The 26,311-nt window shown below is 67.1% G+C and carries 15 protein-coding genes and 1 other RNA gene; 4 read left to right on the top strand and 12 right to left on the bottom strand.

Annotated features, from left to right (window positions below; translation table 11 throughout):
* Window positions 1–7: 7 nt before the first annotated feature.
* The 4 genes from AB0H78_RS31010 to AB0H78_RS30995 all read right to left on the bottom strand — a co-directional run bounded on the left by AB0H78_RS31010 (window position 8) and on the right by AB0H78_RS30995 (window position 5,226).
* The gene (locus AB0H78_RS31010; protein ID WP_363237994.1) at window positions 8–1,234 is read right to left on the bottom strand and encodes an acyltransferase; all 1,227 of its coding nucleotides are present in this window, start codon (window positions 1,232–1,234) and stop codon (window positions 8–10) included.
* On the bottom strand, window positions 1,231–3,354 hold the full coding sequence (locus AB0H78_RS31005) for a bifunctional polysaccharide deacetylase/glycosyltransferase family 2 protein (RefSeq protein ID WP_363238138.1): 2,124 nt from the start codon (window positions 3,352–3,354) through the stop codon (window positions 1,231–1,233). The genes AB0H78_RS31010 and AB0H78_RS31005 overlap by 4 nt, the downstream gene beginning before the upstream one ends.
* A 39-nt stretch (window positions 3,355–3,393) precedes the next feature.
* Window positions 3,394–4,047: a hypothetical protein gene (locus AB0H78_RS31000; RefSeq protein WP_363237993.1), complete on the bottom strand. Its 654-nt coding sequence runs from the start codon at window positions 4,045–4,047 to the stop codon at window positions 3,394–3,396.
* A 225-nt stretch (window positions 4,048–4,272) separates the two neighbouring features.
* On the bottom strand, window positions 4,273–5,226 hold the full coding sequence (locus AB0H78_RS30995; RefSeq protein WP_363237992.1) for a LysR family transcriptional regulator: 954 nt from the start codon (window positions 5,224–5,226) through the stop codon (window positions 4,273–4,275).
* A gap of 243 nt (window positions 5,227–5,469) precedes the next feature.
* Between AB0H78_RS30995 and AB0H78_RS30990 the strand changes: the two genes are divergently transcribed.
* Both AB0H78_RS30990 and AB0H78_RS30985 read left to right on the top strand, forming a co-directional pair.
* The gene (locus AB0H78_RS30990; protein ID WP_363237991.1) at window positions 5,470–6,693 is read left to right on the top strand and encodes an MFS transporter; all 1,224 of its coding nucleotides are present in this window, start codon (window positions 5,470–5,472) and stop codon (window positions 6,691–6,693) included.
* 57 nt (window positions 6,694–6,750) lie between these two features.
* The gene (locus tag AB0H78_RS30985) at window positions 6,751–7,743 is read left to right on the top strand and encodes a LacI family DNA-binding transcriptional regulator (protein WP_363237990.1); all 993 of its coding nucleotides are present in this window, start codon (window positions 6,751–6,753) and stop codon (window positions 7,741–7,743) included.
* A gap of 65 nt (window positions 7,744–7,808) precedes the next feature.
* Here the strand turns inward: AB0H78_RS30985 and ssrA are convergent.
* The 5 genes from ssrA to ftsE form a co-directional block, all read right to left on the bottom strand.
* Window positions 7,809–8,197, bottom strand: a transfer-messenger RNA (tmRNA) gene (gene ssrA, locus AB0H78_RS30980).
* Window positions 8,198–8,289: 92 nt separating this feature from the next.
* Window positions 8,290–8,769 carry an SsrA-binding protein SmpB gene (smpB, locus tag AB0H78_RS30975; RefSeq protein ID WP_363237989.1) on the bottom strand — a complete coding sequence of 160 codons (480 nt, stop codon included), beginning with the start codon at window positions 8,767–8,769 and terminating at the stop codon, window positions 8,290–8,292.
* Between the two features lie 18 nt (window positions 8,770–8,787).
* On the bottom strand, window positions 8,788–9,990 hold the full coding sequence (locus tag AB0H78_RS30970) for a S41 family peptidase (protein WP_363237988.1): 1,203 nt from the start codon (window positions 9,988–9,990) through the stop codon (window positions 8,788–8,790).
* 67 nt (window positions 9,991–10,057) lie between these two features.
* Complete coding sequence (gene ftsX / locus AB0H78_RS30965) at window positions 10,058–10,978, bottom strand: permease-like cell division protein FtsX (RefSeq protein ID WP_363237987.1); 921 nt, start codon at window positions 10,976–10,978, stop codon at window positions 10,058–10,060.
* A 9-nt stretch (window positions 10,979–10,987) separates the two neighbouring features.
* Window positions 10,988–11,677, bottom strand: a complete 690-nt coding sequence (gene ftsE / locus AB0H78_RS30960; RefSeq protein ID WP_363237985.1) for a cell division ATP-binding protein FtsE — start codon at window positions 11,675–11,677, stop codon at window positions 10,988–10,990.
* 276 nt (window positions 11,678–11,953) lie between these two features.
* Here ftsE and AB0H78_RS30955 point away from each other — a divergent pair, with 276 nt between their 5' ends.
* Window positions 11,954–12,145 carry a hypothetical protein gene (locus AB0H78_RS30955; RefSeq protein ID WP_206963810.1) on the top strand — a complete coding sequence of 64 codons (192 nt, stop codon included), beginning with the start codon at window positions 11,954–11,956 and terminating at the stop codon, window positions 12,143–12,145.
* A 68-nt stretch (window positions 12,146–12,213) separates the two neighbouring features.
* Here the strand turns inward: AB0H78_RS30955 and AB0H78_RS30950 are convergent, their stop codons facing one another.
* The 3 genes from AB0H78_RS30950 to AB0H78_RS30940 form a co-directional block, all read right to left on the bottom strand.
* Window positions 12,214–12,891 carry a hypothetical protein gene (locus AB0H78_RS30950; RefSeq protein WP_363237984.1) on the bottom strand — a complete coding sequence of 226 codons (678 nt, stop codon included), beginning with the start codon at window positions 12,889–12,891 and terminating at the stop codon, window positions 12,214–12,216.
* Window positions 12,892–13,163: 272 nt separating this feature from the next.
* The gene (prfB, locus tag AB0H78_RS30945) at window positions 13,164–14,270 is read right to left on the bottom strand and encodes a peptide chain release factor 2 (RefSeq protein WP_363237983.1); all 1,107 of its coding nucleotides are present in this window, start codon (window positions 14,268–14,270) and stop codon (window positions 13,164–13,166) included.
* Between the two features lie 162 nt (window positions 14,271–14,432).
* Window positions 14,433–18,398 carry a hypothetical protein gene (locus AB0H78_RS30940; protein WP_363237982.1) on the bottom strand — a complete coding sequence of 1,322 codons (3,966 nt, stop codon included), beginning with the start codon at window positions 18,396–18,398 and terminating at the stop codon, window positions 14,433–14,435.
* Window positions 18,399–18,969: 571 nt separating this feature from the next.
* Between AB0H78_RS30940 and AB0H78_RS30935 the strand changes: the two genes are divergently transcribed.
* On the top strand, window positions 18,970–25,779 hold the full coding sequence (locus tag AB0H78_RS30935; RefSeq protein WP_363237981.1) for an RHS repeat-associated core domain-containing protein: 6,810 nt from the start codon (window positions 18,970–18,972) through the stop codon (window positions 25,777–25,779).
* The last annotated feature ends 532 nt before the right edge of the window (window positions 25,780–26,311 follow it).

Below are 26,311 nucleotides of genomic sequence, written 5' to 3'. Positions count from 1 at the left end.
GCCGTCACTATCGCGCGGGGCTGCCTGCCTGGTCAACCGGGGTTTTCCTGGGATGGGCACGGCCTCCTGTAGGCCACAACCTCGGCTTCCGCTTGGCCGCCACGTCCTCGATCCAGCCGACGGCCAGGATCATCAGTCCAATCAGCGGCCACACCGCCACGAACATCAGCACGCTGTTCATCGAGGTCAGCAACGCGTCGAAATGGTCGTCGATGAAGGGCACGTCGTACAGAAGGTCCACCAGCGGCACCGTCGCCATGATCAGCAGGTTGTGCCACAGGTAGATCGTGACGGCCCGGTTGTTGGACAGGGTGATCACCTTGTCGAACTTCGCGAGCCTGCCCGGGAGTTGCTGCCATGAGGGCGAGTACGCGAGCAGGATCGCGCACGCCCCGAAGGACCAGGTCGCCTGGGAGAGCGGGATGTCGTTCAAGTCCCAGCCGTCCGGGCCGAGATGACCCGATGCCCACCACAGGCCGAAGACCATGACCGGGATCGCACAGGACACCAGGAAGTAGCGCGGCACCTGCCGCAGCAGCCCGTCCTGGTGGGCGAAACCCAGCAGCCAGCAGGAGCCGAAGACCGCGAAGTCCGTGAGCGCGAGCCCCGGTTCACCGGGGACCGTGACCAGTCCTGTGGCGAGCAGCGCGGTCAGGCCGAGCGGGGCGAGGAGCGTCGGCCAGGGCAGCCTGCGGAAGGCTTTGAGCAGGAGCGGGGAGAGCAGCACGAACCACAGATAGGCGCGGATGTACCAGAGCGGGCCCACCGCCTGGTCGGCCCAGGTCGCGTCCAGCAGGCCGCCGTCGTCGCCGAGCGTCTCGGGGTAGCCGGGGGCGCCGACCGGCAGGACGTACAGCAGCAGCTTGGTGAAGGAGGGCCGCCACCCCGCGTACAGCATCATCGTCAGCGTGATCGCCCCGAACGCCCACATGGGCGGGAGCAGTCGGCGCAGCCGGCCGCGGATCACGCCGAGCGGGGGGCGGGAGAGCGAGCGGGCCATCAGAGATCCGGCGAGGGCGAACATCACGCCCATGGACGGGAAGACGACAGAGAGCCAGCCCCAGCCGAAGAGGTGGTAGACGACGACCCGGAAGAGGGCGACGGAGCGGAGCAGGTCGAGATACCGGTCGCGGCCGGGGGCACTGGCGGCCGTGCGGGCGGCGGCGGGCTTCGCCCGGTGGGCCTGGCGGGCGGCCGGGACGGCGACGTGCCGGGGTTTGGCGGTGTGGCTCATGCGACGGGCCTCCGGTCCTGGCCTTCCCGGCGCTGCGACGGGATCGATCCTGGCGCCTCGACGACTCCCGTACGGCGGAGCTTCTGCCAGCGCAGCCGGCCGCCGGTGAGAGCGGTGATCCAGGACTGGAGCAGCACGACGTACATCAGCTGCCGGTAGAGGATCTGCTGCAGCGGCAGCGAGACGAGATGGGTGAGGCGCTCGCGGTCGAGCCGGAAGGCGTACGCGGCGCAGACGGCCTGCAGGCCGAGAACCGCCCCCCAGGCGGCGGCAGTTCGCATGGTCGGCCCGAAGACCAGGCCGTACAGGAGGAAGACGTCGATCAGGGGCGCGAGCAGCGGGGCGAGCACCATGAAGAGCGAGACGAGCGGAAGACCGACCCGCCCGAAGCGCCCGGAGGGGCCGCGCTCGACCACCGCGTGGCGGTGCTTCCAGATGGCCTGCATGGTGCCGTACGACCAGCGGTAGCGCTGCGACCAGAGCTGCTGGACGGACTCGGGGGCCTCGGTCCAGGCGCGCGCGTTCTCCGCGTACACGACATGCCAGCCGTCGCGGTGCAGCGCCATGGTGATGTCGGTGTCCTCGGCGAGGGTGTCCTCGCTCATGCCGCCGACCCGGTCGAGTGCCTCGCGGCGGAAGGCGCCGACCGCGCCGGGGATGGTCGGCATGCAGCGGAGCATGTCGTACATCCGGCGGTCGAGGTTGAAGCCCATGACGTACTCGATGTGCTGCCAGGCCCCGATGAGCGAGTCGCGGTTGCCGACCTTGGCATTGCCCGCGACGGCGCCGACGCGCGGGTCGCCGAAGGGCTGCACGAGCTCGCGCACGGTCGACGGCTCGAAGACCGTGTCGCCGTCCATCATCACGACGAGGTCGTAACGGGCGTGCTCGATACCGTTGTTGAGGGCTGCGGGCTTGCCCGCGTTGCGCTGGCGCACGACTCTCACGTACGGCATCCTCAGCGCGTCGACGATGTCCGCGGTGCCGTCCGTCGAGCCGTCGTCGACGACGATGATCTCGATGCGGTGGTCGCTCGCGGCGAGGGAGCGGACCGTGTTGGCGATGCACTCGCGCTCGTTGTACGCGGGGACGATCACCGAGACGGGGCGGGTGACCTCGGGCCCCCAGCGGAAGCCGCGTCTGCGGACCTTCCGGGCGTGGGTGGCGGCGAGGATCAGCATCAGCCCGAAGCGGGTGAAGACCAGGACCCCGATGATCGCGAGGCAGATGACGAGGGCGTCGGTGGCGTGGTCCGAGACGTCCACGACGAGGACGAAGGCCTTGCCCTTCCAGAGCGCGATGCCGGTGACCGGGGTGTGCGCGCTGGGGGCGCCGAGCGCGTCGGTGAGATTGGTGAACTTGTAGCCCCGCGCCTGGAGTTCGGGCAGGAGACGGTCGAGGGCCTCGATGGTCTGTGTCCTGGGGCCGCCCGCGTCGTGCATCAGCACGACCGCGCCCTTGCCGCCCTTGGGTGTCGCGTTGCGGATGATCGCGTCGACGCCGGGCCGCTGCCAGTCCTCGCTGTCGGTGGAGTCGAGCGCGGTGATGTAGCCGCGGCTTCCGACGTACTGGACGACCGGCCAGTTCGCGTCGTCGAGCGCATCGGCGAAGGAGGAGTACGGCGGCCGGAAGAGTGAGGTGCGGATGCCCGCGGCGCCCGCGAGGGCGAGCTGCGTCTGGGAGAGCTCCCAGTCGATGCGGCTCCTGGACTGGTAGGACAGGTCGGGGTGGTTGAAGGTGTGCACGCCCACCTCGTGCCCCTCGGCCACCATCCGCCGCACCAGATCCGGATAGCGCGAGGCGTTGGCGCCGGTGACGAAGAAGACCGCATGCGCGTGGTGCTTCTTCAGCGCGTCCAGGACCAGCGGCGTCCACTTCGGGTCGGGCCCGTCGTCGAAGGTCAGGACCAGCCGGTGGGCCGGAATGTCCAGGCTGGTGGGGCGGGACGGGGAGCGCGCGTCGATGACCGGGCCGCCCTCCAGGATCCGGTCGGGCACCTCACCGGTGTCCGCCTCGGGCCTGATCCGGTGGTCGGGGGCAATCTCGTTGTGTACGTACCCGCGCACCAGGAGCATCGCGAAGAGCGCGACCAGGAAGAGCAGCGGCAGCAGCAGCCGCATGGGGAAGGTGCGCCGTGCGGCGGCGCGTCGGCCTGTCACTTACGGCGCTCCCGCCACGGGCGGGGCGGGCGAGGACGGGTCGGCCGGCGGGGCGCTGGGGCTCCCGCTGGGGCCGGGGCCCGGATCGGCGGAGGCGGACGGCGACGGGCTGGCCGCGGGCGGGGGCGACGTGACGCCGCTGCCCGGCAGAGGGCCGCCGACGGCCGGAGTGCCCGCGGAGGCGGGCTTCCCCGGCTTGGCGGGGGAGGTGGCGCGCGCCGAGGCACCGGCAGCAGCGCTGGCCGCGGGGCCGGAGGCGGCGGTTCCTGTGGGGGTGGCCGCACCTGCCGTGCCGGTGCTGCCGTAGGTGCCGGAGGTCTGCCCCGGAGCGGCGTACGCGCCCTGCGACGCGTCGGCGCCGGGCGGGATCCGTACCGTGTCCGCCGCCTTCTTGCCGTCGTCGGCGGGGCCGGGGATCAGCAGCCAGGGGGCGCTCGAATTGCCGCCCAGGACGGTGACGACGAGCATCACCGCGTAACAGGCGCAGACGATCCCGGCGAGCCAGCCGATCCGCCGGATCTTGCGGCCTCTGCGCCCGCTCTCGTCGACGAAGACAGGCCGGCCGTCGACGCTCTCCGCGACGAGGGCTTCGAGCGTCGCCTCGAGGGGCGTGGGCGCCAACTCCCGCCCGAGACCGTCCCGTTGAACGGTCACATCGGGCGGCTCATACACATGCCCGAACTGGGCACCTTCTTGCCATTTATCCACCACTGCTGAACACACTCCCCCAAGGCCTATGTCGCATACGCGTCATGGACCGGACACCCGCCGCTCGCGAACCGGGGTCCCCACCCCGTCCGAGCGCCCCCTACCCTGCTGAATCCGGACCGCGAATGTAGCGCACCACCACACCCGCCTGACGCCAGTGTCCACAGTTGTTCACATCAGCGTCAGGTCGATGCCAGGAATCCACGCTCCCGGGGGTCGCTCCAGCCATCCACGTGTCTCCACCAGCACATCTGCGCTCCCCCGAATCGCATCAAGTGCCGGGTGTCGCACATCTTTTCGCCATACGAGGGAGATCGGGGACAGCGGTACGGGGTCGACGATCGGCCGCAGCACCATGCCCTCCACTTCGATGAACTCCGTGCTCGCGAGCACGGACCACCGCCGTTTCCGGATCACCCTGGCGAACTCCTCCGCCCCCTCGATCTCGGGGAAGGGCGGCGCCAGTTCGATACCCCGCCCCTCGAACAGCCGCTCCGCCAGGTCGGTCCACTCGGCGGTCGCCGGATTCCCCGCCGCCGCATAGAGCGTCTCGCCCGCGAGCGCACCGAGCGGAACCTCGTCGAGGCCGGCCAGCACATGATCGTCCGGCAGCAGGACCGCCATCCGCTCGAAACGCAGAGGCCGGTACTCCAGCTGCTCGCGCAACGCCTCCGGAAGCCCCGCGACCCGCCCCGCCGACACATCGAGCCGGCCCGCGACAATCTCGGCGGCGGCCCCGGTGAGACCACTGTGGAACCGGGCGACGAACTCCAGGTCCGGTGCCGACTCCCGGGCGTACGCGAGCAGTTCGGCGGCGGTGCTGACCGGAGCCCCCACGTCGACGATCAGCGGCCGCATGCCGCCCGTCCGCGCCGCGGCCAGGTCGTCGTACGCCCCGAGGACCCGGCGGGCGTACGGCAGCAGCCGTACGCCGTCCTCCGTGAGGGCGACCTGCCGCGTGGTCCGCACGAACAGCGCACACCCCAACTCCCGCTCCAGCCGCCGGATATCGCGACTCAGCGCCTGCTGCGCGACATAGAGCCGGGCGGCGGCACGGGTGAAGTGGAGGTCCTCGGCGACGGCGGCGAAGGCGCGGAGGAGCCGGGGCTCTATGTCGTGGGGCACGACCTGAACCTACAGCGGGCCAAAATCAAGCCGTCCGGCGATTGAGGACCGGGGGTCCGGGGGCAGAGCCTCCGAAACGGGGCGCAGCCCCGCACACCGGGGCCTGGGGGCCTGGGGGCCTGGGGGCCTGGGGGCTCCGCCCCGCGCAGCGGCCACCCGCACCCCCGATTAACATCCCACCCGCGTAAATTGCCCCCGAACAGGTGTTGGACCAGCTCGCCACCCCGCACCGACCCTTGATCCATGCCGCAAACGACCACCCGCACCCCCCTCGCCCCCTACACCCGCCTGCTCGCCGCCCCAGGCGCCCGGGCCTTCACCCTCGGCAATCTCATCGCCCGCCTCCCCATGGGCATGTTCAGCGTGAGCGCGGTCATCATGATCGCGAACACGTACGGCTCCTACGCCCTCGCCGGCGCCGTCACCGCCACCGGCCTCGCCGCCACCGCCCTCGCCGCCCCCTGGACCGCCCGTCTCATCGACCGCCACGGCCAGGCCCGTATCGCCGTACCCGCCACCCTGATCGCCGCCCTCGGCTCCCTCGCCCTCCTCCTCTGCGTCCACTACGACGCCCCCGCCTGGACGCTCTTCCTCTCCTACGCGGCCACCGCGACGACCCCCAACACCGGTGGCATGTCCCGCGCCCGCTGGGCCCACCTGCACCGCGACGACCCCGCCACGCTCCACACCGCCAACTCCTTCGAGCAGGCCGTCGACGAGCTCTGCTTCATGACGGGCCCGGTGATCGCCGCCTTCCTCTGCTCGACGCTCTTCCCCGAGGCCGGCACCCTCACCGGCGCGATCCTCCTGGTCACGGGCATCCTCGTCTTCGCAGCCCAGCGCTCCACCGAACCCCCGCCCACCGCCCGCACCGCCACCACCCGCTCCCCCGTCCGCACCCCGGGCTTTCCCGCCCTGCTCGCCGTCTTCCTCGCCACCGGCGCGGTCTTCGGCGCGATGGAGGTCACCACGATCGCCTTCGCGGACGCCCAGCACCACAAGTCCTCAGCCGGCGCGGTACTCGCCCTCCAGGCCGCGGGTTCCTGCATCGCAGGCCTGCTCTACGGCTCCCTGCGCCCCGCCCCCGACACCGCCCGCCGCCTCCTCGCCTGCCTGGCCGCCATGACGGCCCTGATGTCGGGCCCTCTCCTCTCCACGACCGCCACGCCCTCCCTCCTCGCCCTCGCCGCCTCCCTGCTCCTCGCGGGCGCGGCAACGGCCCCCACCATGGTCACCGGCATGACGCTGGTCCAACGCCTCACCCCCGAGGGCCAGTTGAACGAGGGCATGACCCTCGCGGTGACCGCACTCCTCGGCGGCATAGCGACAGGCTCTGCGACAGCGGGCTGGCTCGTCGACCACACCACCCCGGCCACGGCGTACGTCACCCCCGTAGCGGCAGCCGCCCTCGCACTCCTTCTGTGCGCCGTGGGAGTCCCCCGCACCGCCCCATCCCGCAGCCGCTGACCACCGCCCCGACCGCGAGGGCTAGGCTCTGTCCGACCGGTCGAACAGGGGGCTCTCATGGTGAAGATCACGGACGTCGCACGGCACGCGGGGGTCTCCCCCAGCACCGTCTCGTACGCCCTCAGCGGCAAACGCCCCATCACCGAGGACACCCGGCGTCGCATCGAGGAGAGCATCCGCGAACTGGGCTACCGCCCGCACGCCGGCGCCCGCGCTCTCGCCAGCAGCCGTTCGAACGTCATCGCCCTGGTCATCCCGCTCCGTACGGGCGTCCACGTCCCGGTCGTCATGCAGTTCGCGGCAGCCGTCGTCACCGCCGCCCGCGCCCACGAATACGACGTCCTGCTCCTCACCCAGGAGGAGGGCGAAGAAGGCCTGCGCCGGGTCGCCGACACCGCCCTGGCCGACGCGATGATCGTGATGGACGTCCAACTCCACGACACCCGTCTCCCCTTGCTCCGCTCCCTGGACCGCCCCTCGGTCCTGATCGGCTTCCCGGCCGACCCCTCCGGCCTCACCTGCGTGGACCTGGACTTCCGCGCGGCGGGCGAGGCCTGCGTCGACCACCTGGCCGCCCTGGGCCACCGCACGCTCGCGCTGGTCGGCTCGCCGCCCGCCGTGTACGCACGCGAGACCGGCTTCGCCGAGCGCGTGCTCCAGGGCTTCACCGCCGCGGCCGACCGCCACGGCCTCAGCGCCTCGGTCCACCCCTGCGAGGCGACCCCCGCGGCGGCGAAGGAGCTGGCCCGGCGCCTGCTCGCCCAGTCCCCCGCACCCACCGGCCTGGTGATCCACAACGAGCCCCTGATCCAGCCCCTGACGGAGGCGTTCCAGTCCCTGGGCCTGCGCATCCCCCAGGACCTCGCCCTCACGGCGATCTGTCCCGACGAGACGGCGGAAAAGGCCCCCGTCCCGGTCACCTCGATCGCGATCCCGGCGACGGAGGTCGGCGAGAAGGCCGTAGAACTCCTCATGAAAAAGCTGGACGGAATCCCCGTCCCGCAGTCGACGCACCTCGCCCCGCATCTGACGCACCGCGCATCGAGCTGAAGGCAGCGGAAAACGAAGAAGACCCCGGCTGCCGAAACAGTCGAGGTCTTCTTCTCACATGGGAATTGTGGAGATGGCGGGAATCGAACCCGCGTCCAACGGTGCAGAACCAGGGCTTCTCCGAGCGCAGTTCGCTGTGATTTTCTCGGCCCCGGAAATCTCGCGAACAAGTCTCCGACGGGCCCAGTCACTGTTTGATTTCCCATCTCACCCCGTGACCGGGCGAGACGGTTTAGTTCCCTAGATTATGCCAGGGTCCGGGTCGGGAACACCCCCGGGCTGACACCCATTAAGGGTCCCTCACTCACTGCTTATTAGGCAGCGAGGGCGAAGGACTGGGAATCGCTCTTAGAAGTGGCGATTATTGTTTGCGACATATGGTTTACGAGATCATTGCCGCTTCCTCGGCTCGCTTCCCCTGCCTCGACATCCGCTGTCGAAACCGATCATCCCCATGTTGATTTTTCAAGGTGGTGCCGCACCCCTTGAGGTGCAGTCCCATCGTACGTGACCAACGCACGCCGATGCCAGTGCATTCCCTGCGGGCTACCCCCGCTGCTGCCTGCGCACCGCCGCGACAGCCCGGTTCGTCTCGCGGGTGTCCTGCTTCTCGCGCAGCGTCTGCCGCTTGTCGTACTCCTTCTTGCCCTTGGCCAGCGCGATCTCGACCTTGGCCCGGCCGTCCTTGAAGTACAGCGACAGGGGCACGATCGTGTGCCCCGACTCGCTCGCCTTGGACTCCAGCTTGTCGATCTCCGCCCGGTGCATCAGCAGCTTCCGCTTGCGCCGCGCGCTGTGGTTGGTCCAGGTGCCCTGGCTGTACTCGGGCACGTGCACGTTGTGCAGCCATGCCTCGCCGTTGTCGATCTGGACGAACCCGTCGACCAGCGACGCCCGCCCCTGCCGCAGCGACTTCACCTCGGTGCCGGTCAGTACGAGACCGCACTCGTAGGTGTCCAGAATGAGGTAGTCGTGCCGCGCCTTCTTGTGCTGGGCGACCAGCTTCCGCCCTGTTTCCTTAGCCATAGTGCGTTCATTTTCGCACTAAGACCCACCCCCGAGGCCACTCAATACTGTCTCGGCTCTCGCCTCGGCCCGATCGGAGGCCACCAGGTCCGGCGTGATGCCCACCCCGTCGACCCCGTGGCCCGCCGGAGTGCGGTAGTGCCCGACGGTCAGCTCGGCCACCGAACCGTCCTTCAGCCTGCTGGGCATCTGCACCGAGCCCTTGCCGAACGTACGGGTGCCGACCGTGATCGCCCGCCCCCGGTCCTGCAGCGCACCGGTCAGCAGCTCGGCGGCGCTCATCGTGCCGCCGTCGACCAGCACCACGAGAGGTCGGGCGGTGTCGCCGCCCCCCTCGGCGTACAGCGCGCGCTGCTTGCCATGGACGTCGTACGTGGCGACCAGACCGCCGTCGAGGAAAGCGGAGGCCGCGGACGTGGCCTCGGTGACGAGCCCGCCCGCGTTGCCCCGCAGATCGAGCAGCATCCCGCCGTCCGAGGTGCGGACCGCGTCGCGCACCCGCTCGCCGGAACCCTTGGTGAAGCCGGTGACCTTGATCATCGTGGCTCCGTCGGCCAGCGTCCTGACCGTCACGGCCTCGGTGGAGAGCCTGGCCCGGCGCAGCGTCCGCTTCCACGCGTGGGTGCCGCGCTGCAGGCCGAGTGTCACAGGGGTGCCGGGAGCGGCGGATGCGGCGGAGGCGTCCTTCGCGTCCGTGTCCCCGTCTCCGCGCAGTTCCGCGACGACCTCGGTGACGGGACTGGCGTCCACGCGCCGGCCGTCGATCGTACGGATCCGGTCGCCGGCCCGTACCCCGGCCAGCGCGGCGGGCCCGCCCGGCTGCACGGTGGAGACCTCGATCTGTCCGTCGCCCGTACGCCGTGCGCCGAGTCCGACGCCCGTGTACTCACCGTCCAGGGCCTGTTCGAACTCCTCGTACTCCCCGCGGTCGTACACCGCGCCCCAGCGGTCCCCGCTGCGGCTGACGACGTCCTCGGCCGCCGCCGTACCGGACTTGCCGTCCGCGACGGCGTCCGCGGCGGCCTTGTCGAGGGCCTGCGGGGAGACGGGGAGCGAGGAGTCCGCGACGTTTCGGGTCCGGCCGGACGGCGGCGATTTCACGTCGCCGCTGGGCCAGGCATTGGTCGCGGCGGAGGCGGCGAGGACGCTCGCGAAGACCAATGTCAGGGCCGCCCCGCGGCGGGAGCGGCGGGGCCTGGAAGCGAATTCCGGGCCGGACATGGCGACCACTCTAGGCCAACCCCGTGCGCCGTACGGCTTGTTGCCCGTACGACGCACGGGGCGTCGGTCACACCTTCAGATACTTGCGCAGCACGAAGGAGGCGGCGAGCGCCGGCATCAGCACACTGATCGCGAGCACCAGCGGGAACTTGGTGATGACTTCGTTCCAGCCGATGAAGTGGATGAGGTTCAGCTTCTCCTGCAGCATCAGCCCGTGATCGACGGTGAAGAACCGCCCGGCGGCCAGCAGCCCGCAGGCCACGACACCACCGATGAGCCCCGCGACGGCGGCCTCCATGATGAACGGCGTCTGGATGTAGAAGCTGGACGCGCCGACGAGCCGCATGATGCCCGTCTCTCTTCGCCGGCTGAAGGCGGAGACGCGCACGGTATTGATGATCAGCATCAGCGCAATGACCAGCATCAGCGCCATCACACAGAACGCGGCGACCTTCATGCCGTTGAGCAGCGCGAAGAGATTCTCCAGGATCCCGCGCTGGTCCTGGACGGACTGCACCCCGTCCCGGCCGGCGAACGCGGTGGCGATCACCTTGTACTTGGACGGGTCCTTGAGCTTGACGCGGTACGACTCCTGGAGCTGGTCAGGGGTGATGGACGAGGCCATCGGGGTGCCCTTGAACTGGTCCTGGTAGTGCTTGTACGCCTCGTCGCTGGACTCGTAGCTCACCGTCTCGACAAGATCGTCCATCTTGTCCAGGTCGGCCTTGATGGCGGTCTTCTGTGCCTCGGTGACGGCACCCTTGGCACACTTGGTGAACGTCTCGGCATCACCCTTGCTGCACAGGTAGATGGAGACGTTGACCTTGTCGTACCAGTAATCCTTCATCTTGTTGACCTGGTCGCTCATCATGAGCGCCCCGCCGAACAGTGCGAGGGAGAGGGCGACGGAAACGACGACGGCGAAGGTCATCGTCAGATTGCGGCGGAGACCTACGCCGATCTCCGACAGGACGAACTGGGCGCGCATGGCGTCCTTTCAGTGCTGGTAGCCGTAGACGCCGCGCGACTGGTCGCGTACGAGACGGCCCTTCTCGAGTTCGATGACGCGCTTGCGCATCTGGTCGACGATCTGCTGGTCGTGGGTCGCCATGATGACGGTCGTCCCGGTCCGGTTGATCCGGTCCAGCAGCTTCATGATGCCGACAGAGGTCTGCGGGTCGAGGTTTCCGGTCGGCTCGTCCGCGATCAGCAGCATGGGCCGGTTCACGAAGGCCCGCGCGATCGCCACGCGCTGCTGCTCACCACCGGAGAGCTCGCCCGGCATGCGGTCTTCCTTGCCGCCGAGACCGACGAGGTCGAGAACCTGCGGCACGGCCTTGCGGATCTCACCGCGCGGCTTGCCGATGACCTCCTGCGCGAAGGCCACGTTCTCGGCGACGGTCTTGTTGGGGAGGAGGCGGAAGTCCTGGAAGACGGTGCCGAGCTGGCGGCGCATCTGCGGCACCTTCCAGTTCGACATCCGCGCGAGGTCCTTGCCCAGGACGTGCACGGCGCCTTGGCTGGCGCGCTCCTCGCGGAGGATCAGCCGCATGAAAGTGGACTTGCCGGAACCGGAGGATCCCACCAGGAAGATGAACTCTCCCTTCTCGATCTCAAGGGAGACGTCGCGGAGGGCGGGGCGGTTCTGCCTCGGGTAACTCTTGGAGACGTTGTCGAATCGGATCACAGGTGCACCACGGTCGGCCGGGAGTAGGTGTGCGTGACCTTACGCGAAGCAGATGCGCGCCCGCAGGCGGCGTATGGGGATGCGTGTTATGTCCGGTAATGGAGCGGCCCCCGCACGGCCCCGGATCTGCCGAAATGCGGCAGGGCGCGCCGCATCGTGCCCGAGCTGGCACAGTGGTAAGGGGAACGGTTGCGTTTCCCCGGGCGTTGCACGGAGAGAACGACCCGTAAAGCATGTCCCGTAAAGCATGTTCTGTGTGCGGAAGGAGGAGAGCGGATGACCTACGACCGATTGGTGTGCGCGAACTGCGCGTCGCCCGTCAGCGAGGGCCGCTGCCCCGTCTGCCGCGCCAACAGAGAACGCCTCCAGCAGGAGGGCCCCTGGGGCGGCCTGAGCCCGGTGGCCCTGATCACGCTGCTGGTGCTGCTGGTGGGGGCGGTAGCCCTGCTGGCCCATCAGACGGTCTGACGCCGTCCCCTTACGTACGAGAGAGGGCCCCGACACCGGGTGGTGTCGGGGCCCTCTCCGCGTATGTACTACGCGGCGGTGCGGTTGCTGCCCGCGAGACGCGGCAGGAACCGGAAGCCGATGCCACCGGCGATCATGGTCGCGGCACCGATAATCAGGAACGAGGTCTCGGCGGCGCCGGTCTCAGCCAGCTCCTCCTTGGCCTTGCCCTGCTCGACCGGCTGCGAGCCGAGGTTGTCGGTGTTGGTGTTGGAGCTGCCGTCGGTGCACTTGGCACCGTTCAGGTCGACGGTGCAAGTGCCGGTGTCGCCGTCGTCGCCACCCGTGGTGCCGCCGGTCGAAGACCCGTGGGTGGGGTCGTCGGTGGGCTTGTCCGTCGGCTTGTCGGTGGGCTTGTCCGTCGGCTTGTCCGTCGGCTTGTCGGTGGGCTTGTCCGTCGGCTTATCCGTCGGCTTGTCCGTGGGCTTGTCCGTCGGGATATCCGTCGGGATATCCGTCGGCTTGTCCGTCGGGATGTCCGTGGGAGTGTCCGTCGGGGTGTCCGTCGGGATACCGGTCGGGTCATCGTTCACGCCGAGGCCGGCGTCGATACCCTTCCCATCCACGCTGGCGTGAGCATTGAGCGGGCCGACGCCCACGTCTATGCCAACAGCCTGGGCGGCACCCGCGGCGGTGAGCGAGGCACCCGCAGCGATCACCGCACCGGCAGCGATTCGTGCAACGCGGATCCGCGTCTTCTTCGTCATCTGCTTGCTACCCCCAGTAGCTGATCGTCAATGGAGCAGCGTCCGGGGGCGGCGGCGCCAGAGGGGGTGTCGTGCTCATCCCCCCGGCCACACACGCCCCAGTGATACGCATGCCGCGCGTCAGCCTTGCCGTAAATAAGATGGGCGTCAAGGTCATTGCGGGCGCAATGCCCGACATGCACCGACTTGACCGTCGTACGGGAATACGACTGTGACGTAAAACGCGAACTGCCGCCCATGGGGCGGCAGTTCGCTTATCGACAAAGTTACTGCTACTTCTCCTGCTGCTTGCGCCAGCGAATTCCGGCTTCCAGGAAACCGTCGATCTCGCCGTCGAGCACGGCCTGCGGGTTACCGACCTCGAAGTTGGTCCGCAGGTCCTTCACCATCTGATACGGCTGCATGACGTACGAACGCATCTGGTTGCCCCAGGAGTTGCCGCCGTCGCCCTTGAGCGAATCCATCAGCGCCTGCTCCTCCTGGCGGCGGCGCTCGAGGAGCTTGGCCTGGAGGACGTTCATGGCGCTGGCCTTGTTCTGGATCTGCGAGCGCTCGTTCTGACACGACACCACGATCCCGGTGGGGATGTGGGTCAGACGCACCGCGGAGTCGGTGGTGTTGACGCCCTGACCGCCGGGGCCCGAGGCGCGGTAGACGTCCACGCGCAGCTCGGTCTCGTCGATCTCGATGTGGTCGGTCTTCTCGACGACGGGCAGCACCTCGACGCCGGCGAAGGAGGTCTGGCGACGCCCCTGGTTGTCGAAGGGCGAGATCCGTACGAGGCGGTGGGTGCCCTGCTCCACGGAGAGCGTTCCGTAGGCGTACGGAGACTTGACGACGAAGGTGGTCGACTTGATGCCGGCCTCTTCCGCGTACGAGGTCTCATAGACCTCCGTCGAGTACCCGTGGCGCTCGGCCCAGCGCAGGTACATGCGCTGCAGCTGCTCGGCGAAGTCTGCGGCGTCGACGCCACCGGCCTCGGCGCGGATGTTGACCAGCGCCTCGCGCTCGTCGTACTCGCCCGAGAGAAGTGTCCGTACTTCCATCTCGTCCAGCGCCTTCTGCACGGACGCAAGCTCGGACTCGGCCTCCGCGAGGGTGTCGGCGTCGTCCTCGGCCTCGGCGAGCTCGAAGAGCACGCTCAGGTCGTCGATACGCCCGCGGAGCGCCTCGGCCTTGCGGACCTCGGCCTGGAGATGCGAAAGCTTGCTGGTGATCTTCTGTGCCGCATCCGGGTCGTCCCACAGGGACGGCGCCGCGGCCTGCTCCTCGAGCACGGCGATATCGGCCCTCATCTTGTCGAGGTCCAGGACGGCCTCGATCGACCCCATGGTCGAGGAGAGGGACTTCAGCTCTTCGGAAACATCGACGACTGCCACGGGTCCAGCGTAACGGCTGCTGGTGCGGACGTTCCCCGGGCAGCATGATCAAGAAGACCTGCGCCCGAAGGCGGCTGTCCTTGGGGCAACCGATACCAGTTGCCCCAAGGACGAAGGCCCTCATCGCCCAGCTGTGAGGCACTACCTCACGGAGTCCGGCAGCTACTCCGTGGACGGCATTGCATCAGGAAGAAGTTGCGATGGGTCAAACGCGTGCGCCAGCGCCATGTACCCGTCGCGGGTGAAGTTCAGATGATCCCCCGCATCGTAATCGGCGGGAGCCGCACCGTTCCCGAGCCGCATCGTCGGTGCTTCGGGGTCGCTCGCCGGGTCCGGAACCGAGACGGCGGAGGCTACGTCGACGTAGTCGACGTAGGGAGTGGTGAACGTGCGCTGTCCTGAGATCCACGCATTGGTCTCCACCCGATTCGCATCCACCGCCGTCGTGCATGGCGCATAGCCAGTGCATGGCGTCAAGGTGGTGAACACGGTCTTGATCCCCCACGCGCTCAATTGATCCCTCAAGATCGTGTACGAATCTTGGAGATCACCGTCGTCGACTGCCGCAAGCGTGTCTTGCAGCCCTTCGTTGATCACAACAGTCTTCACTCCTGCCACAGAGAGAACGTCGCGATCCAGCCTCGTCAAAACTGCCGCCCCGGCACCCGTCTGATCTACCGCCAGTCGATTGTTGTGGATACCCGCATTGAGCACCCTGGTGTTGGCCGTACTCAACCATTCAGCGAGTCGCGCGAGCCCACTTTGCGGAGTTGCGCCACTGGCTCCTTGATCTGTCAGACCGTCCCCGATAACGACCGTCACTGGATGACCCTCGGTGGTGAGGAGATCCACGCCCGTCAGAATATGGGCAAATCGACCCCACGTCACACCCGCCGCCTTGAAAGCAGTATCGCCAGAATCGGCCGTATGGTCCCCGGACCCGGCAGGGGTCACATACACGGTGCTGTAATTCGAAGTCCAACTATGCTGAGGAAGATAGGTCACCTGATTGGCCAGGTGGAAACTGAGCATCACGTTTTTACCGGCGGGCACCTCTACGGCGAAAGGATCGGTGTAGATTTCGGCGCCAACCGGGATGGTGATCGCGTGTTTCCCGCCGTCAAACGTCAGATCAGCAACTGGCCCATCAGCGCTGGGGCTTGGGCCCGGCACATTGAGAGCAAAGGTCGCGTGGTCGATCACCAGAGGGACATAGCCCCGAGCGTTCGACAACCGGAATCTGACACCGCTACCACTGGAATCGGAGTGGACAACGGTTCTGAATGTCTGGTCCTTATAGTCTGCCGAGTTTGCGTTGTAGTTGTAGCTCGCTTCGGTCGGCGCGGTCCAGGCTCCTGCCCATGACGCCCCACCCGGAGCAGACTCGGTGTCACGGACTGCCATTCCGAAGATGTGCAGACCAGGGTTTCCGTTCGCCGCCCGGTTGCTGATATCGGGCAACGTGACAGAGTCGATCTTCGCGCCAGGCTTCAAAGGAACCGAGATCGCATAAATCTTGACCGGCGTAGCCCTCTGGCCACTCATGGTATTAGCGTGCGGAAGCGTGACAACCGCCAGAGGCGACGACCCAGGTGTCCAGTCGGGCGTCGACAGATAATAGGGACTCGGCGCCGTCGAATCACTGTACGAAATTTCACCAGTCGCTGGATGGCAGTCGGTGGGCACTCCATTACTCAACGTGCAGCTCGCTGCGACGCTAGGAGTACCGTCCGGTATAACCGGACTCGAAAGATCCTGGGCCTCGCGGTCGTAACCGGTGTTCGCGAAAGATCCTGTGGCCAGGAAGACCAGAGATTTTCCGGATTCTCCATTCATCTTGATGGTCTGGTTCGACGCCAGGACGTTGTCGGGAGTGCCGGAACCAAAACTGGGTAGGGTGAATTCCGCCCCGTTTATCCTAACCTTGCCTCCCGATTGCCAGCCCGCCGCCTGCAGGTCCTGGAGCGAAAGACTGTAACCATTTCCGTCGAGATCCGCTGAGCCGGGGCTTCCATCGGCGGAAACCGCTGTGTTGTTGAAAGCATCCTTGAGGCTGGCATACGTGTGCGAGTCATGCCCCTTGGCTACAAGCAAATACGAGGCCATCGCGGAGGCGTTACCCGCCGAGTCGAGCGCATAGACCCACAAGGTGTGTGTGCCCGGCGAAGGAGGGGCGATCGTGTACGACGCGCTGTTGTTCACAGCGGCGACCACCTGCGTAGCGGGCGGATTCGACGTCGGAGGCTGAACGTCAAGACCAAAGACGAACTTGGCTGCCGTGTTGTTGGTGGAACCGGGAGCCACACTTGCCTTGAAGACTGCTCCAGTTCCTGCTGGTGCACCTGGTATCGGGTCAGCTTCCGGTGCATTCTCCGGGAACAGGCCACCAACGGACACGATCACCGGCTTCTCGGGTGCCCGCTGGTCAACGGTGAAGTGACAGACCGCACTGTTCGCCCGCGTGTCCTTGCCATCAGTCGTGGACACCTGCCAGTCGACAGTACTGCCGTCCTTGAGCGTGGAAATGAACGTCGCCGGAAGGCTCACCTTGGGCTTCTCGCCGCTGGACACGTTCGCCGAAGTGATCGTCTTCTTGGCCGTCGTGCCGTCCACCCAGTAGGTGTACGTGGCCGACAGCGCGTCCTTGTCGCCGTCACTGACCGTCGAGATCAAGGCCGGCGGTGTCGTTGCGATCGTCTTGCCGATCACCGGGTACGGCGCGACCGTGTCGCATCCGTACGAAGCCGTGTTGACCACAGCCGCGAGCGCGCTCGGCGTATTGGGCACGTGGTTGTACGTGATCGACAGCGACGGGTTCGCAGCGAAGCGCCGGAACAGGGCGCCGTCCGACTCGTTGGTGTTCAGCAGCGCGAAGGTCCAGCTCGCGGACTTCCCCGCCGCGACCTTGGCGATCGTCGACGTCACGCCGTAGCCCTTGGACTGGTAGCTGCTGCAGGCCGGTCCGAAGGACTGCGTGCCCAGTTTGCTGACGAGGCCGGGCCTGTTGTTCCACGTCGTGCCGGAGCCGAACGAGTTCGCCGAGTAGAGGTTGGCGCTCGCCGACAGCGAGCAGCTGGAGGAGCCCGTCGACATGGTGTTGACCACCGCGTCGACGATGTGGGTGCCCCAGACCGCCGACGGGATGCCCAGCTGGAAGTACGACCGTTCCAGACCGATGCAGCCCGACCACGAGTTCATGCCTACGCCGGGATCTCCATAGCGCGTCGAGTCCCAGTTCTTTGCCGTGGGGCAGCCCTGCTGAACCTCGACGAAGTGCTGCCTGGAGCCCGGCAGCGTGTGCGGGTTCCACGACGGGTCGATGTAGACCGGGTAGTGGGTCGCGCTGCCGGTGAGCAGTGCCTTGTCCGGGGTGAGGGTCAGGGTCGAGCCGCTCACGTCCGTGGCGACCGGAGCGGACTTGACTCCTTCGCCCGGGCTTGCCGGAGGAGTCGTGTCCGAAGTCAGCGCTCGGGATGCGGACTTCGCGCCCGGTTCGGGGGACTCCCACATCTGGGACTGTGGTGCGCTGAACACCACCTGCCCGTTCGGGGCCTTCGCCTCCACGTTGTCGTGACCATCGTCGGAGACATTGAGGCCCGACGCATGCATCGCCAATTTCAGTGACGCGAGTTGGGGGTTGGCCGCGGCGGCCGCCGTCTTCACCACGAGCACCTGGGTGAATCCGCCCACCGTGTTCGCCTTGAGCTTGAGGTCCACGTCAGGGAGGACCGCGTACGTGATCTCCGAGCCGGAGGTCGTCGGCGGCGGCAGCGGCGTGGGCCAGGACAGGGCGAGTTGGGACTTGCCGCTCTTCATCGTGACCAGCGGACCGGAGCCGCCTCCCGAGAACGTCAGCGATCCCGTCGCCGCCGACGGCCCGTACGAACCATTGCTGTTCTTCTTCAGGGTGCTGTCGACGGGCACCCACGCACCCTTCTGCCGCGTCCGCTCGGGCATCACGCTGGTCTTCCAGGTGACCGTCCCACCCGGATTCGCCGTCACCGAGTCGGTCTCAGTGGTCAGGGCACCGACCCCGACCGGCGCACGCTTGCTGTCGGCCTGGCGCTGAGCGGCGGCGAGCGCCTTTTCCTGCGGGCTGGTCAGGCCAGTAGGTGCCTCGTCGAGCATGTGCCCCAACGGACCCTTGGGAGCCGGGTCCTTGGTGACAGGCGCGGGCTTGCCCCCACCCGATATGGGCTGCGGCAGTCCCGGATCGGACGACGGTGGGGCGGCAAATGCCACCCCAGGTGCTGCGGTCGCGATCAACGCTGCGCACAGCAACACAGCCGTGCGTCGTTTCCGGGCAGATGGACGTTGGCCCCACATGCAAGCCCCCCTGGGCATGTCGGCAGATTCGCTCCTGGCCCGCGGAGGGTAGCCATTTCACAATGAAATGAACAAGTAAAGATTCTGCAAGGAAGAAGCAGAAAGCAAAGCAATGAATCGATTTGTCCGCAATGAGAGTAATGACGTTCGGTGGTGCGGCAGTTACCAGACGTTGAACACAAAAAATGCACAAACCAGGGCAAGTTGAGCAGCTGCGCGCGTTATTTTTACTTCACCTTTTGGCTCCCTTTTGGATTTACAGAAACTCTGTTCCCTCACCGCTGCTAAATTCCGCAAGCCATCTTGTGAAGCTGTGGGGGGTTTCGTGACGGGTCAGTGGAGAGCTGGACGGGTTTTCAGACGGCGTGGACGGGTGACCGGACGTGCCGCGCTCGTCACTTTTGCGTCAGCGCTGACGTTGATCGTCACCCTGGCCGACCCGGCCGGCGCGGCATTCGCCTCGGACAGCGCCAAGCACAACTACGCCGTGAAAGCCGAGCAGGCGAAGTCGGTTCCGGTGCAGCCCGTTCCCAAGCACCCGCAGCCTCGTCCGAAGACCCCCAAGTGGGATCCGGCCGCCGTCAAGAAGGCCTGGCCAAAAGCCGGTTCGGCGGACGCTGCCGTACCCGCCTCCACAGCACAGCACGCCGTCCAGGCGGGATCGCTGCCGGTGTGGGTAGCACCCGCCGCGGCTCCGTCCGGAGCGAAGGCGAAGGGCGTAAAGGGCGCCGCGCCCGTCGTCGGCAAAGTCCGCGTCGAGATGGCCAAGCAGTCCGCGGCGACGCAGGCCGGCGTCGCCGGAGTCCTCGCGTCGGTGCGCCGTAGCGACGGCGGTACGGGCGGGGGCGTCCATGTCGAGTTGGACTACCGCAGCTTCGCCGACTCCTACGGCGGCGACTGGGCTTCACGCCTCCGGCTCGTACAACTCCCCTCCTGTGCGCTGACCACGCCCGAGCTTGCGGCCTGCCAGAAGCAGACCCCGCTCGTGTCCACCAACAACGCCGAGACAGGCCGGGTCGCCGCCGACCTCCCTCTGGGCAGCGGCTCTACCGCACAGCCCGCCGTCTTCGCCGCGACCGCAGGGGCCGCGGGCGGGGGCGGCAGCTTCGGTGCCACATCCCTCTCCCCCTCAGGCCAGTGGTCCGCAGGCGGCGCCACCGGCGGGTTCTCCTGGTCGTACCCGATCGGCGTGCCCGACGTACCAGGCGGGCTGAAGCCGAACGTGGCACTGGACTACAGCTCCCAGAGCGTGGACGGCCGCACCTCCTCCACCAACAGTCAGGCCTCCTGGATCGGCGACGGCTGGGACTACTCCCCCGGTTACGTCGAGCGCTCGTACGCCTCCTGCTCCGACGACACCGCCGGCGGAAGCCCCAAGACCGGCGACCAGTGCTGGTCGGACGCGGTCGACACCCTCACCCTGTCCCTCAACGGCTCCTCCAACACCCTGGTCTACGACGACAAGACCAAGGTCTGGCGCCCGCAGAGCGACAACGGCGAGAAGATCTCCGTCCGTACGGACACGGTCAACGGCGACAACGACCACGAGTACTGGGTTGTCACCACGGCCGACGGCAACGACTACTACTTCGGCAAGAACCAGCTCCCGGGCTGGACGACCGGCAAGGCCGTCACCAACTCCACGTGGACCACCCCTGTCTTCGGCAACGACGCAGGCGAGCCCTGCCACGCCTCGACGTTCGCCGCCTCCTCCTGCCAGCAGGCGTACCGCTGGAACCTCGACTACGTCGTCGACAGCCACAACAACGCCATGAGCTTCTGGTACACCCCGGAGACCGGCTACTACGGCGTGAACAACGCCACCGCTCCCACCGCGTATACCCGCTCCGGGAATCTGGCGAAGATCCAGTACGGCCAGGTCAAGGACAAGGTCTACGACACGGCCGCGCCCGCAGCCGGCCAGGTCTTCTTCGACACCTCCGAACGCTGCCTGGCCGACAAGACCTTCGACTGCGCCGAATCCAAGCGCACCGCCGCCAACAGCTCACACTGGCCCGACGTCCCGATCGACCAGACCTGCGCCTCCACCGGCACCTGTGCCAATCACGGACCGTCCTTCTGGACCACAAAGCGCCTCACCACGATCCGCACCCAGGCCCTTGTCGGCTCCGCCTACAAGGACATGGACTCGTGGGCGCTGACCCACGACTTCCCTGCGACAGGCGACACCACCACGCCGTCCCTGTGGCTCTCCTCCATCGTCAGGACGGGCAAGGCCAACGGCACCGACCTCCCTCTCCCCCCGGTGACCTTCGACGGGCAGGCGATGGCCAACCGGGTCGACGGCCTCGACGGCTTTCAGCCGATCACCCGCCGCCGGATGATGACCATCAGGTCCGAGACCGGTGACGTCATCCAGGTCAACTACCTTGCGGCGCAGTGTCACCGCAAGGGCACGGTCGTCATGCCGGACAGCCCGCAGACGAACACCATGCGCTGCTATCCGTCGTACTGGACACAGCCGGGCCACACCGCGCCGGATCTGGACTGGTTCAACAAGTACGTCGTCAATACGGTCACCGAGCAGGACACCACCGGCAACGGGCTGCCGCAGCAGACCTCGTACCGCTACGTCGGCAATGCCTTCTGGCGTTTCAACGACGACCCGATGTCGCAGGCCAAGTTCCGCACGTACAACCAGTGGCGCGGATACGGCAAGACCGAGGTGCGGACCGGTTCGGCGCCCGAGAAGATCACTCTCAGCAGTGCGACGTACTTCCGCGGCACCGGCGCCAAACTCACCAACTCCGTGGGCGACATGACAGTCACCGACTCGGACGCGCTCGCCGGACAGGTCTTCGAGACACAGAGCTTCAACGGTGACGGGGGCGCCCAGCTGGCCTCCACCACGACCGAGCCCTGGCTCGGTCCGGTGACGGCGACGCATGTCCGTACGAACGTCGGCCTGGACACGCCGCTGGAGGCCCGGGCGGTCAACTCCCGCCGGGTGCGGACCACCACACCAAAGGCGGACGGCACGTCCCGCACGACGGAGACGGTGACCAACTTCGACACCGCGACCGCTCTTCCCACCTCCGTCGACGACAAGGGCGACCTGTCCACGGCCTCGGACGACAAGTGCTCGCGCACCTGGTACGCGACGGACGCGGGCGGCAAGGTGCTGCCGGTGCCGCGCCGGATGCAGACCGTCGCGGTCAACTGCGACGCGACGCCGAAGTACCCGGACAACCTGATCACCGACGACCTGTCCTTCTTCGACAACCACACCGACAACCTGGCCGCGCCGGGGATCGGTGACGTCACGATGGTGCAGAAGGCCGACTCGGTCGCCGCGGACGGCACCCCGCACTACGTCACCGTCCTGAAGAACAGCTACGACTCCTACGGTCGCGAGATCACGGACACGGACGCTCTGGGTCGCACGACCACTACCCAGTACACGGCGGCCACCGCGACAGCCCCGGCGAGCGTGAAGGTCACCCAGCCGAAGGTCACCGGCCAGACCGCCGCGTTCGCGACGTCGACGACCGCCGACGCGCGTGGCCTCCCGGTGACGACGACGGATGCCGCCGGATACACGACGACGAACTCCTATGACTCGCTGGGCCGGCTCATGTCGGTCTGGAAGCCGGGCTTCTCGACGAGCAACGGCCCCAACGTCAAGTACACGTACAACCTCGACCCGGATGACCCGTCGACCGTCACCACCCAGACGCTCACAGACGACGGCAGCTACCTCACTTCGATCTCGATGTACGACGCGATGCTGCGCCCGCGCGAGACGCAGACGCAGACGGTCGGCGGCCGGGTCGTCGTCGATACCGTCTACGACTCGCATGGCTGGACGGTGAAGACGGCAGGTCCGTACTTCAACACCGGTGCGCCCGACGGTTCGACCATGGTCTACGCGCCGGACAACCAGGTGCCGACGCAGACGGGCACGTTCTACGACGGGGCCGGCCGGGTCACCGACGCGGTGTCGTACACGAAGGCGTCCGAGACATGGCGGACGACGACGTCCTACCCGGGTTCGGACCGGACGGATGTGGTCCCGCCGGAGGGCTCCACACCGTCGAGCACCTTCACCGATGCCCGCGGCAACACCACCAAGTTGACGCGCTATCACGGGCGTTCGACCTCCGGGGCCTCGGACTCGGTGACGTACGCCTACGACTCCTCGGGCCGGCAGGTCGGCCAGGACGACGGGCAGCACCACACCTGGTCGAGCACGTACGACCTGCTGGGGCGGAAGACCGCGCAGGACGACCCGGACACCGGGCATACGTCCTCGACGTACGACCTGGCCGGGCAAGTGCTCACCTCGACCGATGCGCGGCTGAAGACGATCAGCCTCACCTACGACGAGATGGGCCGCCAGAAGGCGAAGTACGACACAACCGGCGGAGTGGACGCCGCGCCGGAGAACATGCTGGCGTCGTGGACGTACGACACGCTGAAGAAGGGCCTGCCGACGTCGTCGACGAGCTATGCGAAGGACGCGACGGGTGCTGTCTCGGCGTACACCAGCAAGGTGCTCGGGTACGACTCGCACGGCTGGACCACGGCGTCCGCGCTGGTGGTCCCGGCGGGCGAGGGCAAGCTGGCGGGCACGTATCTGACGCAGAACCAGTACAACGCGACGGGCTCGCTCCACTCGTACACGGACACGGCGGCCGGGTATCTTCCGCAGGAGACGTTCACGTACGACTACGACGCGCTCGGGCGGCAGAAGAGCGTGGGCAGTACGGCGATGACCGCCGGGTTGTCATGGACGCAGTTCGACGAGCCGTATCAATTCACTTACGGGACGTCGGGCAACTTCGCTCAACAGACGCTGACTTACGAGGAGCAGACGCACCGGCTGTCGTCGTCGTTCGTGGTGACGGCTTCGGGCGCGAAGGTCACGGACAAGACGCAGTACAAGTACCAGCCCTCCGGAAACGTCACCACGATCACGGACCACCTGGACGACGGCACCACCGACACCCAGTGTTTCGACTACGACTGGGCGCAGCGCCTGCAGTCGGCCTGGACGGCGACGGACAGCTGCGGCACGACTCCCGCTTCGGGGGCGGCGTCGACAGTGGGCGGTCCGACTCCGTACTGGCAGTCCTGGACATTCGACGCGACGGGCAACCGCAAGACGCAGACCGACCATGACCTGGGCGGGGACGCGGCGAACGACACGGTGTCGACGTACGCGGTGCCGGACGCGGGGACGAAGCCGGCGCACGCGCTGGCGGAGGTGGCGCGGGACGTGCCGGGTGGCACGGACCAGGACACGAAAACGTCGTACACGTACGACGACGCCGGGAACGTCCGGACGCGAACGGCGCGGGCCGGGACGGACACCTTCACGTACAACTCCGAGGGCAAGCTCGCGGAACTGGCGAAGACGGGGACCGCGGGCTCGACGAAGTACGTCTATGACGCTTCGGGGAATCTGCTGATCCGGAGGGACGCCGGGGCGACGATGCTCTTCACCGGCGACCAGGAACTGTCGCTGAAGACGGGCGCGGACAAGGCGGAGGGTTCGCGGTACGCGGCGCTGGGCGGCATGCAGATCGCGGTGCACACGGCGGACGCGCAGGGCGAGCGCGTGAACTACGTGGTCTCCGATCGGCAGAACACGGCGCAGCTGCAGATCGATGCGGGTTCGCAGGCGGTGACGCGGCGCCAGTACAAGCCGTTCGGCGAGGTGCGGACGGCTGCGGCGGGCTGGCAGGGGACGAAGGGCTACGTCGGCGGGCAGCAGGACGACGCGACAGGCCTGACGAACCTGGGGGCGAGGGAGTACGACCCGGCGACAGGCCACTTCCTGAACCCGGACCCGCTGCTGATGCCGGGCGACCCAGAGAGCTGGAACGCGTACGCGTACGCCAACAACAGCCCGGTCACGATGAGCGACCCGGACGGACTGTGCCCGAAGGACGGCGACGTCTGCGGGGTGCAGGGCCAGACGCCGGACAGGCCGCCGACAAAGAAGGAGATCGACGAGTACTACAGCACCAACGTCGCGGCGAAGCCGGCGCCGAAGGCCACGGTCGCGAATGTGGCGGCAGCGAAGGCAGAGCAGGCGAAGGCAGAGCAGACGGCTGCGACGGCGCGGGCGGTCACGGCTGCGGCGAAGAAGGAAAAGGAAGGGCTTCTCCACAAGATCATCAACCTGGTGGCAGACCTCGTCGGGATCACCGACGCAGTGAACTGTTTCACCAAGGGCGATGTGATGGGGTGCGTCAACACCGCCTTGAATGCGGTCCCTTGGGGCAAGGTCTTCAAGGCGATCAAGGTGGGCTTCAAGGCTTTCAAGATCTGGCGGGCCATCGAACGGGCCGGCGAGGTCGTGAAGGATGCCGCGGCAGCCGAAGAGATCGCTGTGGCTGGGGCGAGGGCCGCCAAGAGCGAGGCCAACGCGCTCGAATCTGCAGCGGCATCCTGCTCAATACATAGCTTCACCGGCGACACGGCAGTCCTTCTGGCCGACGGCTCGACCAAGCCCATCTCAGACCTGAGACCGGGCGACGAGGTCACGGCGACGGACCCGCAAACGAATGTCACGTCGAAGGAGCAGGTCCAGCGCCACATCGTCACCAAGGACGACAAGGAGTTCACGGACCTCACAATTGCGGCGAAGCCGGCGGACGGCGCCAAGGCCGAGCCTCCGGCGAAGCTCACCACGACGTGGCACCACCCGTTCTGGGACGCCAAGCACAACCGATGGACCGACGCCAAGGACCTCAGGGCCGGCACGAAACTCCGCCAGCCTGACGGCGCGACGGTCACCGTCCTGCAGGCCCGGAATTACCGTGCCGCATCCCTCACTTACGACCTCACCGTCTCCACTGTCCACGCGTACTATGTGCTGGCGGGTGCCACACCAATCCTCGTTCACAACTGTGATATCTCGATGGATGAGGCCGTCTCTCGTGCCGTTTCGCATGTCGGGGACGACGCAACGGTGGTCCGGTCTGGAAGTGGCGGAGTTCAGTTCATGAGCGTGGCGACCGACGAGGCGGGGAACTCAGTCAGGAAGATTGCGCGATTTGACGTGAACCCGAACAGCGCTCATGTCCAGAAACTCGGACCACACCTTAATCTGGAGACCCAGATCAACGGGAGAACGGTAACTAGTGGCCCCCTCAAGGACCCACACACCCCTATCGATCCCTCCACTATTCGGCCAGGCGACCACTGGCAGTAGGAATCCAACGGAGACACGACGTTGCAGATATTGCGCCAAGACTCGACAGGCGAAGTAGAACTCTCTGGCACTTGCTCCGAACTGCTGTCCTTTGTTCAGCGGCTGCGATGCGGTGAAGGGGAAATTCAAACCCTGCGGGTGCCAGATCCTTCCCCGTACGATAGATCCTTGTCTCGGATCGAATTGCGGAGGGCAAGCGGGAAGGTCAGAATTACTTCCTCTGGAGACTCCGATACCTTGAAGGTACAGGGAGGGGGAGACGCTCTTACTCTCCTTGCCGACAACATCGAAGGGTTCGCCTTCGATGCGGATCTGAATGGCCATCTCCATGTAGAATATTTTCCAGAACATGAGTATCTGGCCGAGGGGTCAGAATCGCTAGTAATCGGCTTCGACCCGGATGCGACCGACCCGTCGTGAAGTGGCTTTTCTCCGACTACTGGGCTTGAACTCGTGGAGTCGTTGGAGTGAGGGATAGGCCGGTGCCGGCGAGGCATCCGTCGATGAGGTTGCTGCGGTACTGGATCGTGCG

It is taken from the genome of Streptomyces sp. NPDC050738, assembly GCF_040654175.1.
Classification (GTDB): domain Bacteria; phylum Actinomycetota; class Actinomycetes; order Streptomycetales; family Streptomycetaceae; genus Streptomyces.
The sequence above is the reverse complement of the archived record's forward strand: the minus strand, read 5'-3'. Positions and strand labels throughout refer to the sequence as shown.